We start from the raw sequence: 16,258 nt of genomic DNA, 5'->3' as shown, positions 1-16,258 counted from the left end.
TGAAGAGAGGTTCGTGATGAAAATTGGCGTATTTGTACCCATCGGCAACAACGGCTGGCTTATCTCGACCACTGCACCGCAATACATGCCAACCTTTGAGCTGAATAAAGCCATCGTGCAGAAAGCGGAGCACTACCATTTCGACTTTGCGCTTTCGATGATCAAGCTGCGCGGCTTCGGCGGCAAAACCGAATTCTGGGATCACAACCTGGAGTCCTTTACCCTGATGGCCGGGCTGGCCGCGGTCACCTCGCGGATCCAAATCTACGCCACCGCCGCCACGCTCACCCTGCCCCCGGCGATCGTCGCGCGCATGGCCTCCACCATCGACTCCATCTCCGGCGGGCGTTTTGGCGTCAACCTGGTCACCGGCTGGCAAAAACCGGAGTACGAGCAGATGGGGCTTTGGCCGGGTGACGATTACTTCTCGCGTCGCTACGACTACCTGACCGAATACGTGCAGGTGCTGCGCGACCTGTGGGGGACCGGCAAAAGCGATTTCAAGGGCGATTTCTTCACCATGAACGACTGCCGCGTCAGCCCGCAGCCGTCGGTGCCGATGAAGGTGATTTGCGCCGGACAAAGCGACGCGGGGATGGAGTTTTCCGCGAAATACGCCGACTTCAACTTCTGCTTCGGTAAAGGCGTGAACACGCCTGCCGCCTTCGCCCCGACCGCCGCGCGCATGAAAGAGGCCGCCGACAAAACCGGGCGCGACGTGGGCTCCTACGTGCTGTTTATGGTGATCACCGACGAGACCGACGACGCCGCGCGCGCCAAATGGGAGCGCTATAAGGACGGCGCCGACGAGGAGGCCCTGAGCTGGCTCACCGAACAGAGCCAGAAGGATACCCGCTCCGGGGCGGATACCAACGTTCGCCAGATGGCCGACCCGACCTCCGCCGTCAATATCAACATGGGCACGCTGGTCGGCTCGTACGCCAGCGTCGCCAGAATGCTTGACGAAGTGGCGGCCGTTCCCGGTGCGGAAGGCGTTCTGCTGACCTTCGACGATTTCCTCACCGGCGTGGAGACCTTCGGCGAGCGCATCCAGCCGCTGATGCAGTGCCGCGCCCACATTCCTGCCGTCACGAAGGAGGTGGCGTAATGACAACCCTTAACGCACGCCCGGAAGCTATCACCTTCGCGCCCCAGCAAAGCGCGCTGATCGTGGTGGACATGCAAAACGCCTACGCCAGCCAGGGCGGTTATCTGGATCTGGCGGGGTTCGACGTCTCCGCCACCCGGCCGGTGATCGAGAACATTAAAACCGCCGTCGCCGCCGCGCGCGCCGCGGGCATGCTCATCATCTGGTTCCAGAACGGCTGGGATGACCAGTACGTCGAGGCAGGCGGCCCCGGCTCGCCCAACTTCCACAAGTCGAACGCCCTGAAAACCATGCGTAAACGGCCCGAACTGCAGGGCAAGCTGCTGGCGAAAGGCGGCTGGGACTATCAGCTGGTGGATGAGCTGGTACCGCAGGCGGGCGATATTGTCCTGCCCAAACCGCGCTACAGCGGCTTTTTCAACACGCCTCTCGACAGCCTGCTGCGCAGCCGGGGCATTCGTCATCTGGTGTTCACCGGCATCGCCACCAACGTCTGCGTGGAGTCGACCCTGCGCGACGGCTTTTTCCTCGAGTATTTTGGCGTGGTGCTGGAAGACGCGACCCACCAGGCCGGGCCGGAATTCGCCCAGAAGGCGGCCCTGTTCAACATCGAAACCTTTTTTGGCTGGGTCAGTAACGTCAATGATTTCTGCGACGCCCTGACTCCCCCGCTAGCCCGTATCGCCTGAGGAGACATCTGATGCCGAAATCCGTGATTATTCCGCCGGGCACCAGCACGCCCATTGCCCCGTTTGTGCCCGGCACCCTCGCCGACGGCGTGGTGTATGTCTCCGGCACGCTGCCGTTTGATAAAGACAACAACGTGGTGTTTATCAACGACCCAAAGGCGCAAACCCGCCACGTGCTGGAGACGATCAAAACCGTGATCGAAACGGCGGGTGGCACGATGGAGGACGTGACCTTCAACAGCATCTTTATCACCGACTGGAAAAACTACGCCGCGATTAACGAGATTTACGCCGAGTTCTTCCCCGGCGATAAACCGGCGCGGTTCTGCATTCAGTGCGGGCTGGTGAAGCCAGAGGCGCTGGTTGAGATCGCCACCGTTGCGCACATCGCGAAGTGAGGCAGGTATGAAACTTTCCGTCTCGCCGCCCCCGTTCGAGGGCGCGCCCGTGGTGGTCTTTATTTCCGGTCTCGGCGGCAGCGGCAGCTACTGGCTGCCCCAGCTGGCCGCGCTGGAGCCGGAGTATCAGGTGGTGTGCTATGACCAGCGGGGAACGGGCAATAACCCCGCCACCCTGCCGGAAGGGTACAGCCTTGCGCAGATGGCGGACGAGCTGGCCCAGGCGCTGGCTGAAGCCGGGATTGTCCGCTACAGCGTCGTGGGTCACGCGCTGGGGGCGCTGGTCGGCCTGCAGCTGGCCCTCGACAGGCCCGACGCCCTCACCGCGCTGGTGTGCGTCAACGGCTGGTTGACCCTCAACGCCCACACCCGCCGCTGCTTTCAGATCCGCGAGCGCCTGCTGCATTACGGCGGCGCACAGGCGTGGGTCGAGGCGCAGCCGCTGTTTCTCTACCCGGCGGACTGGATGGCCGCCCGCGCGCCCCGTCTGGAGGCCGAAGAAGCGCTGGCGCTGGCCCATTTCCAGGGCAAAACCAACCTGCTGCACAGGCTCAGCGCCCTGAAAAAGGCCGACTTCAGCCGCCATGCCGCGCGCATTCGCTGCCCGGTACAGATTATCTGTTCTGCCGACGACATGCTGGTGCCCTCCGTCTGCTCGTCGGAACTGCAGGCGGCGATCCCGCACAGCCGCAGCGTGGTGATGCGCCAGGGCGGGCATGCCTGCAACGTCACCGAGCCGGATACCTTCAACACCCTGCTGCTGAACGGGCTGGCCAGCCTGCTGCACAGCCCGGAACCCGCTTTATAAGGAGCTTTAATGAGCGAAGCCATTACCCCCGCCGCGCTGGAAACGCTGTTCACCGGCGCGCGCACCCATAACGGCTGGCAGGTTATGCCCGTCAGCGACGAAACGCTGCGCGAAATCTACAACCTGATGAAATGGGGGCCCACGTCCGCCAACTGCTCCCCGGCGCGAATTGTGTTTGTGCGAAGCGCGGAGGGAAAAGAGAAGCTGCGCCCGGCGCTCTCCAGCGGCAATCTCGAGAAAACGCTCACCGCCCCGGTCACGGCGATTGTCGCCTGGGACGGTGAATTCTACGAGCGCCTGCCCGAGCTGTTCCCGCACGGCGATGCAAAGAGCTGGTTCACCACCAGCCCCGCGCATGCAGAAGAGACCGCCTTTCGCAACAGCTCAATGCAGGCCGCCTACCTGATTTTCGCCTGTCGCGCCCTGGGGCTGGACACCGGCCCGATGTCGGGATTTGACCGCCAGAAGGTCGACGAAGCCTTTTTCACCGGCACGACGCTTAAAAGCAATCTGCTGATCAACATAGGCTATGGCGATACCCGCAAACTTTACGGGCGCCTGCCGCGCCTGGACTTCGACGATGCCTGCGGGCTGGCGTAAGGAGCGATGATGACATCACCGGATAAACAAACCTTTCGCGACGCCATGGCCTGCGTTGGCGCGGCGGTCAACATCATCACCACCGACGGCCCGGCGGGGATAGCAGGCTTCACCGCCAGCGCGGTGTGCAGCGTCACGGATTCACCGCCCACCCTGCTGGTGTGCCTGAACCGCGGTGCGTCCGTCTGGCCAACGTTTAGCGAAAACCGCACCCTTTGCGTGAATACCCTGAGCGCCGGACAGGAGCCTTTATCTAACCTGTTTGGCGGGAAAACGCCGATGGCGGAACGCTTTGCCGCCGCCCGCTGGCAGACGGGCGACACGGGCTGTCCGCGCCTGGAAGATGCGCTGGCCTCGTTTGACTGCCGCATCAGCCAGGTGGTGAGCGTCGGCACCCACGACATTCTGTTTTGCGACATTATTTCGATTATTCGCCACCCCGCGCCGCAAGGGCTGGTGTGGTTTGACCGCGGCTATCACGCGCTTATGCGACCCGCCTGTTAACCCGCCTTAAGGAGACAGACCATGTTCGGATTTCCCCACTGGCAGTTGAAATCGACCTCCACAGAAGCAGGCGTGGTCGCGCCGGATGAACGTCTCCCGCTCGGGCAGACGATGGTGATGGGCGTTCAGCACGCGGTCGCCATGTTTGGCGCCACGGTGTTGATGCCGATGCTGATGGGACTCGATCCCAACCTGTCTATTCTGATGTCGGGTATCGGCACGCTGCTGTTCTTTTTCGTCACCGGCGGGCGCGTGCCCAGCTATCTCGGATCCAGCGCCGCCTTTGTCGGCGTCGTCATCGCCACCACCGGGTTTAACGGCCAGGGGATCAACCCCAACCTGAGCGTGGCCCTCGGCGGCATCATTGCCTGCGGCCTGGTGTACACCCTGATTGGTCTGGTGGTGATGAAAATCGGCACGCGCTGGATAGAGCGAATGATGCCTCCCGTCGTGACGGGCGCCGTGGTGATGGCGATTGGCCTCAACCTCGCGCCGATTGCGGTCAGGAGCGTCTCCGCCTCGCCGTTTGAAAGCTGGATGGCGGTGATCACGGTGCTGTGCATCGGCCTGGTGGCGGTGTTCACGCGCGGCATGATCCAGCGGCTGCTGATCCTGGTTGGGCTGATTGTCGCCTGTCTGGTCTACGCCCTGCTGGCCAACGTTTTCGGTCTGGGCAAGCCGGTTGACTTTACGCTGCTCCATCAGGCCGCCTGGTTCGGCCTGCCGAAAATGACCTCGCCCACCTTTAACACCCAGGCGATGATGCTTATCGCACCGGTGGCGGTGATCCTGGTGGCAGAGAACTTAGGCCACCTGAAGGCGGTTGCGGGGATGACCGGGCGCAGCATGGATCCGTACATGGGCCGCGCGTTCGTCGGTGACGGTCTGGCGACCATGCTCTCCGGTTCCGTAGGCGGCAGCGGCGTCACCACCTATGCTGAAAACATCGGCGTGATGGCGGTAACCAAGGTCTACTCGACGCTGGTCTTCGTGGCGGCGGCGGTGATGGCGATGCTGCTCGGCTTCTCACCGAAGTTCGGCGCGCTGATCCACACCATTCCGTCCCCGGTTATCGGCGGGGCATCGATTGTGGTGTTTGGACTGATCGCCGTAGCCGGCGCGCGCATCTGGGTGCAGCATCGCGTCGATCTCAGCCAGAACGGTAACCTGATTATGGTGGCGGTCACGCTGGTGCTGGGCGCAGGCGATTTTGCCCTGACGCTGGGCGGGTTTACGATTGGCGGGATTGGCACGGCGACCTTCGGTGCGATCCTGCTTAACGCCCTGCTGAGCCGCCGGATGGCCGCCGCGCCGCAGGGCGCCGTAGTGCATCAGGATTCGTGATTTAACGTCGCGCTGTCATTTTCTGGCAGCGCGTTTTTCTTCCGTTTGAGCTTTAACTCGCTCACCAGCACCCCGGCGACAATAAATGCCGCTCCCACCAGCGCCAGAAGCGGCAAACGCTCACCTGCAATGCGTCCGAAAATCCCCGCCCAGACCGGTTCACCGGTATAAATCACCGTCGCGCGGGTTGGCGATACGCTGCGCTGCGCCCAGTTCATGGTGACCTGAATAATGGCGCTGAAAATACCCAGCCCCAGTGCGACCACCACCAGGCCGGTGGACATCGGCGGCACGGACTCCCCTGCCGGCACCATCGTCGCAAACGCCACCAGCGACGCCGTGGCGAGCTGCACCACCGTTACCCGCTTGACGTCGACCTTGCCCGCCCAGGCGCTAATCAGAATAATTTCCGCCGCAATGGCAATCGCCCCAATCAGGGTGATGATTTCGCCCGGCCCCAGCGCAAGCAGGTTGTTTTCCGGCCCGGCCAGTAAGATCAGGCCGATAAACGCCAGCACGATGCCAATACAGGACATCAGCCCCGGCAGCCGCCCCAGGCACAGCCACTGCAGCAGCGGCACCAGCGGCACATACATGGCGGTGATAAACGCGGATTTACTGCTGGAGATGGTCTGCAATCCCCATGTCTGCAGGCTGTAGCCCATCGCTATCGCCACCCCAATCGCCACGCCGGCCTTAAGTTCTTTCAGCGTCAGCCCCCGCAGCGTTTTAAGCGAAATCAGCCCCACGGCAAGCGCCGCCGTCGCAAAGCGCAGGCCAACAAAAAAGAACGGATCGCTGAGGGTCACCGCGTACTGAACGGCCAGAAACGTCCCGCCCCAGAACATGGTGATGAGAATCAGGATGGCTTCCTGCGGTTTAACGGAGAATTTGAAGCGTGAAACAGACATGCGGCACTCGCGGTTAAGATCAATTCTCTAGTGTGCGTTGCCTTTGGTTACAGTTCAATGTTGCAGAAATAAAAAAACCGCCGGGAGATCCCGGCGGCAGGGGTTCAACCCGGCGTGTTACTTACTGCTGCCGTGGCTGTTTTTCCCCCCTTTCTTGCCAGCTTCAGATGCGCGTTGCGGGTCATTCTTGAAGTTGCCCCCGCTATGCTGGCCACCTTTACGGCCTGCTTCTGATGCTCTTTCACGGTCTTCTGCGAAATTACCTGAACCACCACGATGGTTTGCCATCTCTAACCTCCAGAATGTGAAACATTAGACATCATATTGCATTCAGTAAAAGAGGATTCTTTCACCTCGCAACACAAGGACAGTGCCTTTATCTGTGCCGCGTGAAACTAAGCTTAGTGGAATGCCGCTATCCGGCAAGCCGCAGGTAATATTCTGCAACATGAACTCAGCCTTTCGGGTGAGATGACGCGGCGGCGATTCATAAACCTTTCTTATCATTTCAAAAATCTGCTGCCAAAAAGTTGTTTCATTTTGCTACAAAGCCTTTTTGTAACCATATTGTTATAAATCAAAGAAATGCCGTTCATTTTTGCAGTCTGGCTGTGATGGCATATCTTTAAAAGAACGCAGCGATCCGCTGTCAGAAAAACCAACGAGGAGTGATGCAAAATGGCAAAAGTTCTGGTGCTCTATTATTCCATGTATGGACACATTGAAACCATGGCTCACGCGGTAGCAGAAGGTGCGAACAGGGTTGATGGCGTTGAGGTTGTGGTGAAACGCGTACCGGAAACCATGCATGCGGAAGCCTTCCTGAAAGCCGGGGGGAAAACGCAAAACGCCCCGGTCGCCACCCCGCAGGAGCTGGCGGACTATGATGCCATCATCTTCGGCACCCCGACCCGCTTCGGCAATATGTCGGGCCAGATGCGCACCTTCCTCGATCAAACCGGCGGACTTTGGGCATCCGGGGCGCTTTACGGCAAACTCGCCAGCGTATTCAGCTCTACCGGCACCGGCGGCGGTCAGGAGCAGACGATTACCTCAACCTGGACTACCCTTGCTCATCACGGGATGGTGATTGTGCCGATTGGCTACGGCGCCCAGGAGCTGTTTGACATTTCCCAGGTGCGTGGCGGTACGCCTTACGGCGCAACCACCATTGCCGGTGGGGATGGCTCACGTCAGCCAAGCAATGAAGAACTGTCTATCGCCCGCTATCAGGGTGAATACGTCGCGGGTCTGGCCAAAAAACTGAACGGCTAACACCCAACAGGAGGACAAGCATGCCAACTCAAGAATCCAAAGCTCACCACGTGGGCGAATGGGCAAGTTTACGCAACACCTCTCCGGAGATTGCCGAAGCTATCTTTGAAGTCGCGAAGTACGATGAAAAGCTGGCCGAGCAGATTTGGGAGGAAGGTAACGATGAGGTGCTGGTGCGCGCCTTCGAAAAAACGGATAAAGACTCGCTCTTCTGGGGCGAGCAAACCATCGAACGTAAAAACGTCTAAGCGTTTCCCCCCGCCGCAGCGGGGGGTTCTCTTTTACTTCGCCGCGTTATTCATCACCGCATTGAATTTATCGACAGGACAGAAGCCGTTCGCATCCACCGGGCAGCCTTTCAGCTCCAGCGTCACGCGCTGCGCGGGCGACTGCAGCGACAGCACGCTGGCGTTACGCAGCTGCTCTGAGCTCTGGTAGACATACTCAATTTTCATCAGCTCCTGGTTGGCATTTTTGTCATGCCAGCGCTGGAAAACAATCTTGCCGCCAATTGGGGTGCGCTCCTGCTGGTCGTGCAGCTGATAGGGTTTGAAATCCAGGGCCGTCAGCAGGGAAGCAATGTTCGAGTCGTGCCCCACCAGCAGGGTGATTTTCGGCGCTTTTGCCTGTTCGGTGACCAGCGTTTTATCAATGTACTTCACCAGCGGCTTCGCCACGTTTTGCGCCACTTCGGTGGAGGTAAACAGCGAGTCCTGATAGCCGTTCTTCAGCTTCGACAACACGCGCCACTGCTGGTCGGTTTTGATTTCGCCCCAGGCTACCTGGTCGGCCGGGAAGCCTTCGTAATACTGCAGCGTGAACGCGTCCACCAGCGAGTTACCCACCTTCAGCGGCCCGGATACGCCAGGCTCTTTTTCATAGTCGGCGCTGAAGGTATCTTTCGCGTCAGCCAGCGAGCAGACCTTTTTCTCTTTGCAGGACGGGGAATCCGCGTAGTTCGTCATCTGCTCAAGCAGCTTATAGCTTTCGCCCAGCTGCATTTTCTGCCGCTCGGACTCCATCGCCTTGAGCGCTTTTTCGCGAAATTCCGGCGAGTTATCGGTAATCACCGGATTAAAGGTCGGATCCATGGTGCCCATTTTTTCCTGATGGTGCACGGGAACGTCGCAGCCCGGGAACGCGCCGGTGATGAAGAACTGCGCGGTCGCGACGGTACGCTGCAGGCTGTTGGCGTAAGCATAAACGCTATCCGCAGCAGGACATTCTCCCGTCTTCACCATCCCCTGCTGCGCCAGCCACTCGCGCATGTAATGGCCCATATAGACTTCCAGCACGCCGCCCTTGGTGGTGAGCTGACCGCCCGGCACCTCCCACTCCGGCCACTGCTTCGGCGTGGACTGCTCCAGCACGCTACCGTTATTGGCGAGCGGCGCGCGCAGGTTGTGACGGCTCATGATTAAAACTTGCTCCAGCTGATACCCTTCCGGCGTCTCTTGCGCCTGCACGCCAAACGTTGCTGAAATGGAACCGGCGACTGCCAGCGCGAGTAGTGCTTTTTTCATCCCTAATTCCTCACTCGTTTTAAAATGTCGCGTTCAGTGTGACAGATTGGTGACAATTTTCCGGGAAGCATTTCTCAAACTGATGATTAACGTGCTTACGGTGTGCACCAATAAGTTTTATAATAAAACCACACCCCACCGGAGAATTGACCGTGAAACGTACCCGCCTCGAAGAGAGCACCTGCCCCGTCGCCCGTTCGCTGGATATCATCGGCGACTGGTGGTCGCTGCTGATTGTTCGCGACGCGCTGCGCGGGATTAAGCGCTTCGGCGAGTTCCAGAAAAGCCTCGGCATCGCGAAAAACATGCTGACCACGCGGCTGAAACTGCTAGTCGACGAAGGCATCCTCCGGCTTCAGCCCGCGTCCGACGGCAGCGCCTGGCAGGAGTATGTCCTGACCGATAAAGGGCGTGCCCTGCAAACGGTGCTGGTTGCCCTCTCCCAGTGGGGCAATGAATTTTTGTTTGCGGATAACGAATGCGGCACCGTGCTGGTCGATACCGAACAGCGCAAACCCCTGCGCAAACTGGCGCTTATCGCCGACGATGGCCGCGAACTGACGCCTGAAGAGATCGTGGCAAAACTCCCATCCTGATCGTTCCCGACGGCAACAGCACAAAATGCTCGCAAATATAGTTGCATTATAAAACCAAATGACAGAGAGTTTATTCAGTTTCATCTTGAAACCAAATAACCCACTTTGCCCTGAGGTAACACACGATGACTACGCAAATCACCACCGCCCTGATTACGGGCGCCTCTTCCGGAATTGGTGCTGTTTATGCCGATCGCCTTGCCGCGCGCGGCGCTAACCTGGTGCTGGTCGCCCGTCGCGAAGATCGCCTGAACACCCTTGCCGCCGACCTTCGCGCGCGCTACGGCGTGGCCGTCGATATTCTGGTGGCCGATCTTACCGATGAAGCCGGGATCCGCGCCGTGGAAGAGGCGCTGCGCAGCAATACCGCCATTGATACGCTCATTAACAACGCGGGCACCGCGCAGATGGCGCCGTTCCTCGCGGGCGATGTGGCGCAGCATCAGGCCATTAACACCCTGAACACCACGGCGCTGATGCGTCTGACCTACGCCATCCTGCCCCGCCTGGCGCAGAACAATCGCGGCACGCTGATCAATATCGCGTCCGTGCTGGCCCTGCACGTCCGGGCGGGCAGCGCGCTCTACAGCGCCACCAAGGCGTGGGTGTTGAGCTTTACCCGTGGGTTACAGGAAGAATTTGCCGACAGCAGCGTGCGCATTCAGGCCGTGCTGCCCGCCGCCACGGCGACGGAAATCTGGAGCCATTCGGGCGTCACGGTAAACGATCTGCCGGAAGGATCGGTGATGACCACCGACGATATGGTGGATGCATCGCTGGCGGGTCTGGATCAGGGTGAACCGATCACCATCCCGCCGATGCATGACGCCGGCCTGTGGGATCGCTACGAAGCGGCGCGTCTTGAGCTGTTCAACAGCGCGCGCACCGGCATTCCGGCACCGCGCTACGCAAAACAGTAGCCTAACGCTCAAGCTGGTCGCCGTACTCGCTCATCCAGGCGGCCAGCGGGGAGAGTGCGTCCTGCAGGGTTAACCCCAGCGCGGTGATCTGATACTCCACGCGCGGCGGGATCTCCGGGTAGACCGTCCGCGTCACCAGCCCGCGCTGCTCAAACAGGCGCAGCTGCTTGGTCAATTCTTTCTGCGTGATGGGTGTGGCGGCCCGCAGCAGATCGCCAAAGCGTACGGGCGTGTTGAACACAATCAGACGGTACAAAATGGGGATCGCCCATTTACCGGAAATCAGGTTCACAAACTGCGTCATCGGGCAGGTATACGCCTCAGATTTTTTTTCACAGCACACCTCCAGCATTTCTGCCATAGCACACCTCTTGCCTCTTTAGTATCCATTTGGTACCTGGTTTCCTTTCGATACTAACGTTTCTATAGTGCTTTCTCCAGAGACATTTCAGGAGAAGAACATGGGTCGTTTAACAGATAAATATACGCTGATTACCGGCGGCACCAGCGGAATCGGTCTTGCCACCGCGCAGGCGTTTATCGCCGAAGGCGCGCGCGTCGCCGTGACCGGACGCAACCCGGACACCCTCGCCGAAGCAGAACGTATTCTTGGCGATAAGGCCTGGGTGATCCCGACCGATGCGGGAGATATCGCCTCGCAAAAAGCGCTGGCGGAAACCCTCGCCGCCCGCTGGCCACGCCTGGACGCGGTGTTTCTCAACGCCGGTGACGTGACGCACGCGCCGCTGGAAGCCTGGCAGGAGAATGCCTGGGACCGCCTGATTGGCATCAACCTGAAGGGGCCGTTCTTTTTAATTCAGGCGCTGCTGCCGCTGCTGAATAACCCGTCGTCGGTGATCCTCTGCGGCTCCGTGAGCGCGCGCATCGGCCTGCCCACCAGCAGCGTGTATGCCGCGAGCAAGGCCGCCCTGCTGTCGCTGGCGCGCACGCTGTCGGCGGAGCTGCTGCCGCGCGGGATCCGCGTCAACGGCCTGAGCCCCGGTCCGGTGGAGACCCCGGCGTTTACCAAAACGGGCTTAAGCGACGAGGCGCTTAACGCGATGATGGCGGAGATCATCAAGCTGGTGCCGCTCGGCAGAATGGGCTCGACGACGGAGCTGGCAAAAGCCGCGCTCTATCTGGCGTCCGACGAGTCGAGCTACACGGTGGGAACGGAGCTGCTGGTTGACGGCGGAATGGGGAGTTTGTAATTCAAAAGGCGCTGATGCCGGTGACGATGCCGACATACAGCGCCGCCCATGCGCAGGCGGAAAGCAGGCTGACGGCGTAGACCTTGACTGCATTCAGCCTGAGCATGCCCGCCGCCAGCGGCACGATGTAGCGCAGCACCGCCAGAAAACGCGCGGTGAACAGGACCAGCACCCCGTTTTTCTGCAGCTGATGCTGCACCCGCAGCATTTTACCGGCGTGCTTTGCCGAGAAGCGGGTCATCCATCGCGTGTGCCCCATCAGCTGGCCGATATGGTAGTTCAGCACCGAACCCGCCGTTGCCCCCAACACCACGGCCAGCCACGCCTGCGCAGGATGCATGCTCGCCTGGCTGACGGTAATGCCCGCCAGCAGCATCACCGAGGCGGGCGGCAGCACGGAGGAGACTAGCACCGTCGATTTACTCAGCGCCATCACAAATAACAGCGCGAAAAGATGTGCCGGATACAGCGCAAAATGATTCAGCAGATTATCAAACCACGCCATTATCCTCTCCTCCGTTGATTATTTAATCCTCCATTAGAAATGAATTAACCTAAATAAACCCTCAACATTTTATTAATAAAAATCGTCTAAACCGTTCTTAAACATTATTTAATTTTCTGAGCGGTAAATTTAAATAAGCGTATTATTCCTCACGTTTTACAACGATCTCGTTATGGCGAGGCTCCTGTACAAATACACGTTATCGCTCTGGTAGGTTCGAGAGAACCGACACAGGGTAAAACAGGCACTGTCGAATCAAGGCTTTGTCAGTATAACTTCCCTCGTGGGATACGGTGTACAGTGCTGAACCCAGGACGTGGGGATCTCCTCTTCGACATGCCCTGTCTTGCTCGCCCCTGAGAGATGTTATTATTCAAAGGGAATTCACTATGTCTTACGCTATTCACAACCAGAACCTGGCATTCAATGACAGCGCGATCGCGCAATATATGAATACCGATTTTATTGTCCTCGATATTTCATTATGCGTGGCGCTGGCGCGCGAGCAATTCTTCGAAAAATTAAAAGACGACGATATTCCGTCTCATATTTTTATTGAAGACAATGGCCGCCTGGCGGGCATGATTGCCGTGCGTAAATTGCTGCAAACCGCCGATACGGTACAGCCGGTGAAATCGCTGATGATTTCGCAGTTTTTGCAGGTCAAACCGGAGGATGAACGTGCCGACGTTGCCGGACTGCTGGCGCACGGCGGCGCGGATGTGGTGCCCGTGGTCACCCACGGCAAGCTCGTCGGCTGCCTGACCGAGCGCGAAATCGCCCATCTGCTGGAAGATGACGTCACCGAAGACGCCCAGCTTCAGGGGGCGACGCTGCCGCTGGAGAAGCCCTATCTGGACACCAGCCCGTATAGCCTGTGGAAGAAACGCTCCGTCTGGCTGCTGCTGCTGTTTGTCGCGGAGGCCTACACCAGCTCGGTGATCCAGCATTTTGAAGAGGCGCTGGAGTCCGCCATCGCGCTGGCGTTCTTTATTCCGCTGCTGATCGGCACGGGCGGCAACAGTGGGACGCAGATCACCTCCACGCTGGTGCGCGCCATGGCGCTGGGGGAAGTCCGCCTGCGCGACGTTGGCCGCGTGCTGCGTAAAGAGATGACCACCTCGCTGATGATTGCCGCCACGCTCGGTATCGCCGGGTGCATTCGCGCCTGGATGATGGGGATTGGGCTGGAAATTACGCTTATCGTCAGCCTGACGCTGGTGTGCATTACGCTCTGGAGTGCGATCGTGTCGTCCGTCATTCCGATGGTGCTCAAGCGCTGCGGCATTGACCCGGCGGTCGTCTCCGCGCCGTTTATCGCGACGCTTATCGACGGCACCGGGCTGATTATCTACTTCAAGATCGCGCAATATACGCTGGGGCTGGAGTAACGCGGTCCGCCAGCTGGATCACCGCTCCCGAAAACGCCTCAATCGCCAGGGCGACATCCTCAGCCATCACCGATTCCGCCGGATGGTGGCTGACGCCCCCTTTGCAGCGCACAAACAGCATGCCGACCGGCCAGCGTTCCGCGATGGCAATCGCATCGTGGCCCGCACCGCTGGGCAGCGATAGCGAGCGCCTCTGTACCGAAGTGACGGCCTCCCCCAGCACCTTTTGCAGGTGGATATCGCACGGCGTGGCGGCAATGCGGTAAAACTCCTCGGCGCTGAAGTCCAGACCGCGGCGCGATGCGATCGCCTGGGCATGTTCCAGCAGGTCGTTAAGCAACCGGTCCAGCGGCGCATCCTGCGGCCCGCGAATATCCAGCGAGAGCTGAACCTCGCCGGGGATCACGTTCACCGCCCCCGGCAGACAGCGCAGCTCGCCAACCGTCGCCACCAGGTTGCCGCCCTGCTGTCGGGTAGCGTTTTCAATGATAACCATCCACTCAGCGGCGGCGGCCAGCGCGTCCCTGCGGTGGAGCATCGGCACGGTTCCCGCGTGCCCGGCCTCGCCGGTAAAGCGGCAGTTCAGACGGCGCGCGCCGTTAATGGCTTCCACCACGCCAAGGGAGAGCGCCTCCTGCTCAAGGCATGGCCCCTGCTCAATATGCAGCTCCAGATAGGCGCTGAAATCCTCCTGACGGCGCGCGGCATGCAGCACGCGGGCAGGATCGAGCCCCACCAGGGTCATCGCCTGCGCCACGCTGATCCCGCTGGCGTCGGCTTTTTCCAGCCAGCCCTGCGGCCAGGTGCCCGTCAGCCCCCGGCTGCCTAACAGCGTAATGCCGAAGCGGGTTCCCTCTTCGTCGCAAAAGCCGACAATCTCGATGGCCTGCGCCAGATGCACCCCCTGCTGGTGCAGGCTGTCCACCACCTCAATGGCGGCAAGCACGCCGAGCATGCCGTCGTAGCGCCCGGCATTGCGCACGGTATCGAGATGCGAGCCGAGCAGCACCGCCTGCGCCCCTTCCTGCGCGCCCTCATAGCGTCCACAGATGTTGCCCACGCTGTCCTGCCAGACGGTCATTCCCGCCTGGCTCATCCACTGCCCCACCAGCTGGTTGGCCTGCAGATGCTGGGTGGAGAGATAGACCCGCGTCAGCGCATCCGGGGTTTCGCTGATGGCGGCCAGCGCGTCGGCGCGCGCCATTACCCGTTCTGCCGCCGGGCTCATTGCGGCGTCTCGCGGCGATAGTGGTCCCACGCGGCCTGCATGGCGGCACCCTGCGTGGTGGAGAATTTCAGGTAGTTCAGGACCGACTCGAGGGCGCTCAGGGTGGTCATCACGCAGTCCTTGCGCGCGTTGTAGCCCATGGTGCCAATGCGCCACACTTTGCCGTGCAGCGGGCCAAACGAGGTGCCGATTTCAATCCCGAAATCCTCCAGCATCAGCTTACGCACCTGGTCGCCGTTGACGCCCTGCGGGATAACCACGCCCAGCACGTTGTTCATCTTGTGCTTCAGGTCGCCAAAGGTCTCCAGCCCCATCGCCTGAATGCCCTTCAGCAGCGCATCGCCGTGCAGCTTATGGCGCGCAATGCCGTTATCCAGCCCTTCCTGCAGGATCAGACGCGCGCATTCGCGGGCGCCAAATAGCGCGGTGGTGGCTTCGGTATGGTGGTTAAGACGCTCCGGTCCCCAGTAGTCCATCACCATGCCGAGATCGAAATAGTTGGAGTAGATCATCTCATCGTCGCCGTCGCGGTGGGCGTCGGTGCGGATGCCCTCCTCAACGCATTTGCGGCGGCGGATCGCCTCCTCCATGCGCGCGCTCAGGGTGATCGGCGAGGTGCCCGACGGGCCGCCGAGGCACTTCTGCATCCCGGCCGATACCGCATCCAGTCCCCAGGCGTCGGTTTCCAGCGCGTTGCCGCCGAGCGACGCGGTGGCGTCGGTATAAAACAGCACGTCGTAGCGGCGGCAGATCGCGCCAAGCTCGGCGAGCGGCTGGAGCATGGTGGTGGAGGTATCGCCCTGCACGGTCAGCAGCAGGCGCGGACGAACACGCTTAATCGCATCCTCCACCTGGTCGGGGGTAAACACCTCGCCCCACGGCACCTCGATGGTATGCACCTCCGCGCGGCAGCGGCGGGCAATTTCGCACAGCAGATGACCAAAGCGGCCAAAGACCGGCACCAGCACCTTATCTCCCGGGCGAATGGCGGAGACCAGAATGGCTTCAATCCCCGCGCGGGAAGTGCCGTCCACCAGCATCGTCCAGCGGTTCTCGGTGCGGAACACCCCGCGATAGAGCGCCATCACCTCGTTCATGTAGTGGGTCATGGCCGGATCGTACTGGCCGATCAGCTGGCTCGACATGGCGCGCAGCACGCGCGGGTCGGCGTTGATCGGGCCCGGCCCCATCAGCAGGCGCTGGGGCGGGTTGATTTGCGGAAAGCGTGCGATATCCATTGTTAAGTC

Annotated in this window: 20 protein-coding genes and 1 riboswitch; of the genes, 13 read left to right on the top strand and 7 right to left on the bottom strand. The window is 60.3% G+C overall.

All coding sequences use genetic code 11. The features are described from left to right. Nucleotides 1-16: 16 nt before the first annotated feature. The 7 genes from rutA to rutG are packed head-to-tail and all read left to right on the top strand — an operon-like array spanning nt 17 to nt 5,451. Nucleotides 17-1,108, top strand: coding sequence for a pyrimidine utilization protein A (gene rutA / locus LBF07_RS19530; RefSeq protein ID WP_094934939.1), 1,092 nt, complete (start codon nt 17-19; stop codon nt 1,106-1,108). After that, nucleotides 1,108-1,797: a pyrimidine utilization protein B gene (gene rutB, locus LBF07_RS19525; RefSeq protein ID WP_033145167.1), complete on the top strand. Its 690-nt coding sequence runs from the start codon at nt 1,108-1,110 to the stop codon at nt 1,795-1,797. The genes rutA and rutB overlap by 1 nt, the downstream gene beginning before the upstream one ends. Nucleotides 1,798-1,808: 11 nt before the next feature. Beyond that, entirely contained in the window at nt 1,809-2,195 is a 387-nt protein-coding gene (gene rutC / locus LBF07_RS19520) for a pyrimidine utilization protein C (protein WP_010429508.1), read from the top strand. 7 nt (nt 2,196-2,202) lie between these two features. Further along, complete coding sequence (gene rutD, locus LBF07_RS19515; protein ID WP_094934938.1) at nt 2,203-3,003, top strand: pyrimidine utilization protein D; 801 nt, start codon at nt 2,203-2,205, stop codon at nt 3,001-3,003. A gap of 9 nt (nt 3,004-3,012) precedes the next feature. Then, nucleotides 3,013-3,603 (top strand): malonic semialdehyde reductase, encoded by a 591-nt coding sequence (locus LBF07_RS19510; protein WP_094934937.1) that lies wholly within the window; start codon nt 3,013-3,015, stop codon nt 3,601-3,603. A 9-nt stretch (nt 3,604-3,612) separates the two neighbouring features. Further along, nucleotides 3,613-4,107, top strand: a complete 495-nt coding sequence (gene rutF / locus LBF07_RS19505) for an NADH-dependent FMN reductase RutF (RefSeq protein WP_094934936.1) — start codon at nt 3,613-3,615, stop codon at nt 4,105-4,107. 21 nt (nt 4,108-4,128) lie between these two features. Then, nucleotides 4,129-5,451, top strand: coding sequence for a pyrimidine utilization transport protein G (gene rutG, locus LBF07_RS19500; protein ID WP_048979074.1), 1,323 nt, complete (start codon nt 4,129-4,131; stop codon nt 5,449-5,451). Here rutG and LBF07_RS19495 read toward each other — a convergent pair. Beyond that, the gene (locus LBF07_RS19495) at nt 5,439-6,362 is read right to left on the bottom strand and encodes a DMT family transporter (protein WP_094934935.1); all 924 of its coding nucleotides are present in this window, start codon (nt 6,360-6,362) and stop codon (nt 5,439-5,441) included. The two genes, rutG and LBF07_RS19495, sit on opposite strands and share 13 nt — an antisense overlap. Before the next feature lie 117 nt (nt 6,363-6,479). Then, on the bottom strand, nt 6,480-6,650 hold the full coding sequence (locus LBF07_RS19490) for a general stress protein (RefSeq protein ID WP_023311077.1): 171 nt from the start codon (nt 6,648-6,650) through the stop codon (nt 6,480-6,482). A gap of 390 nt (nt 6,651-7,040) precedes the next feature. Here LBF07_RS19490 and wrbA point away from each other — a divergent pair, with 390 nt between their 5' ends. After that, on the top strand, nt 7,041-7,637 hold the full coding sequence (gene wrbA, locus LBF07_RS19485; RefSeq protein WP_094934934.1) for an NAD(P)H:quinone oxidoreductase: 597 nt from the start codon (nt 7,041-7,043) through the stop codon (nt 7,635-7,637). A gap of 20 nt (nt 7,638-7,657) precedes the next feature. Beyond that, nucleotides 7,658-7,885 (top strand): YccJ family protein, encoded by a 228-nt coding sequence (locus LBF07_RS19480; RefSeq protein WP_008499832.1) that lies wholly within the window; start codon nt 7,658-7,660, stop codon nt 7,883-7,885. A 33-nt stretch (nt 7,886-7,918) separates the two neighbouring features. Here LBF07_RS19480 and agp read toward each other — a convergent pair whose 3' ends face one another. Next, nucleotides 7,919-9,160 (bottom strand): bifunctional glucose-1-phosphatase/inositol phosphatase, encoded by a 1,242-nt coding sequence (gene agp, locus LBF07_RS19475; RefSeq protein ID WP_033145159.1) that lies wholly within the window; start codon nt 9,158-9,160, stop codon nt 7,919-7,921. A gap of 152 nt (nt 9,161-9,312) precedes the next feature. Here agp and LBF07_RS19470 point away from each other — a divergent pair, with 152 nt between their 5' ends. Together LBF07_RS19470 and LBF07_RS19465 are read left to right on the top strand one after the other, a co-directional pair. After that, nucleotides 9,313-9,756 (top strand): helix-turn-helix domain-containing protein, encoded by a 444-nt coding sequence (locus LBF07_RS19470; RefSeq protein ID WP_032658095.1) that lies wholly within the window; start codon nt 9,313-9,315, stop codon nt 9,754-9,756. A 125-nt stretch (nt 9,757-9,881) separates the two neighbouring features. Next, nucleotides 9,882-10,676, top strand: a complete 795-nt coding sequence (locus tag LBF07_RS19465; protein WP_033145158.1) for an SDR family oxidoreductase — start codon at nt 9,882-9,884, stop codon at nt 10,674-10,676. A gap of 1 nt (nt 10,677) precedes the next feature. Here LBF07_RS19465 and LBF07_RS19460 read toward each other — a convergent pair whose 3' ends face one another. Then, entirely contained in the window at nt 10,678-11,037 is a 360-nt protein-coding gene (locus tag LBF07_RS19460; RefSeq protein ID WP_047061537.1) for a helix-turn-helix domain-containing protein, read from the bottom strand. Between the two features lie 100 nt (nt 11,038-11,137). Between LBF07_RS19460 and LBF07_RS19455 the strand changes: the two genes are divergently transcribed. Next, complete coding sequence (locus LBF07_RS19455; protein ID WP_094934933.1) at nt 11,138-11,887, top strand: SDR family oxidoreductase; 750 nt, start codon at nt 11,138-11,140, stop codon at nt 11,885-11,887. Between the two features lies 1 nt (nt 11,888). Here the strand turns inward: LBF07_RS19455 and LBF07_RS19450 are convergent, their stop codons facing one another. Beyond that, a complete protein-coding gene (locus LBF07_RS19450) occupies nt 11,889-12,392 on the bottom strand; it encodes a DedA family protein (protein ID WP_039261670.1) in 504 nt (167 codons plus the stop codon). Between the two features lie 159 nt (nt 12,393-12,551). Then, nucleotides 12,552-12,721, top strand: a riboswitch (M-box (ykoK) riboswitch). Between the two features lie 60 nt (nt 12,722-12,781). Here LBF07_RS19450 and LBF07_RS19445 point away from each other — a divergent pair. Further along, nucleotides 12,782-13,783 carry a magnesium transporter gene (locus tag LBF07_RS19445; RefSeq protein WP_029741838.1) on the top strand — a complete coding sequence of 334 codons (1,002 nt, stop codon included), beginning with the start codon at nt 12,782-12,784 and terminating at the stop codon, nt 13,781-13,783. On the opposite strand, the gene hpxK is transcribed toward LBF07_RS19445, so the two are convergent. Together hpxK and LBF07_RS19435 are read right to left on the bottom strand one after the other, a co-directional pair. Beyond that, nucleotides 13,749-15,011 (bottom strand): allantoate amidohydrolase, encoded by a 1,263-nt coding sequence (gene hpxK, locus LBF07_RS19440; protein WP_094934932.1) that lies wholly within the window; start codon nt 15,009-15,011, stop codon nt 13,749-13,751. The genes LBF07_RS19445 and hpxK overlap by 35 nt on opposite strands. Then, complete coding sequence (locus LBF07_RS19435; protein ID WP_094934931.1) at nt 15,008-16,249, bottom strand: alanine--glyoxylate aminotransferase family protein; 1,242 nt, start codon at nt 16,247-16,249, stop codon at nt 15,008-15,010. Before LBF07_RS19435 ends, hpxK begins: the two co-directional genes overlap by 4 nt. Nucleotides 16,250-16,258 lie beyond the last annotated feature (9 nt).

This window comes from Enterobacter cloacae complex sp. ECL352 (assembly GCF_020149545.1).
Lineage (GTDB): Bacteria > Pseudomonadota > Gammaproteobacteria > Enterobacterales > Enterobacteriaceae > Enterobacter > Enterobacter asburiae_B.
This window is presented reverse-complemented; position numbering and strand designations above follow the sequence as displayed.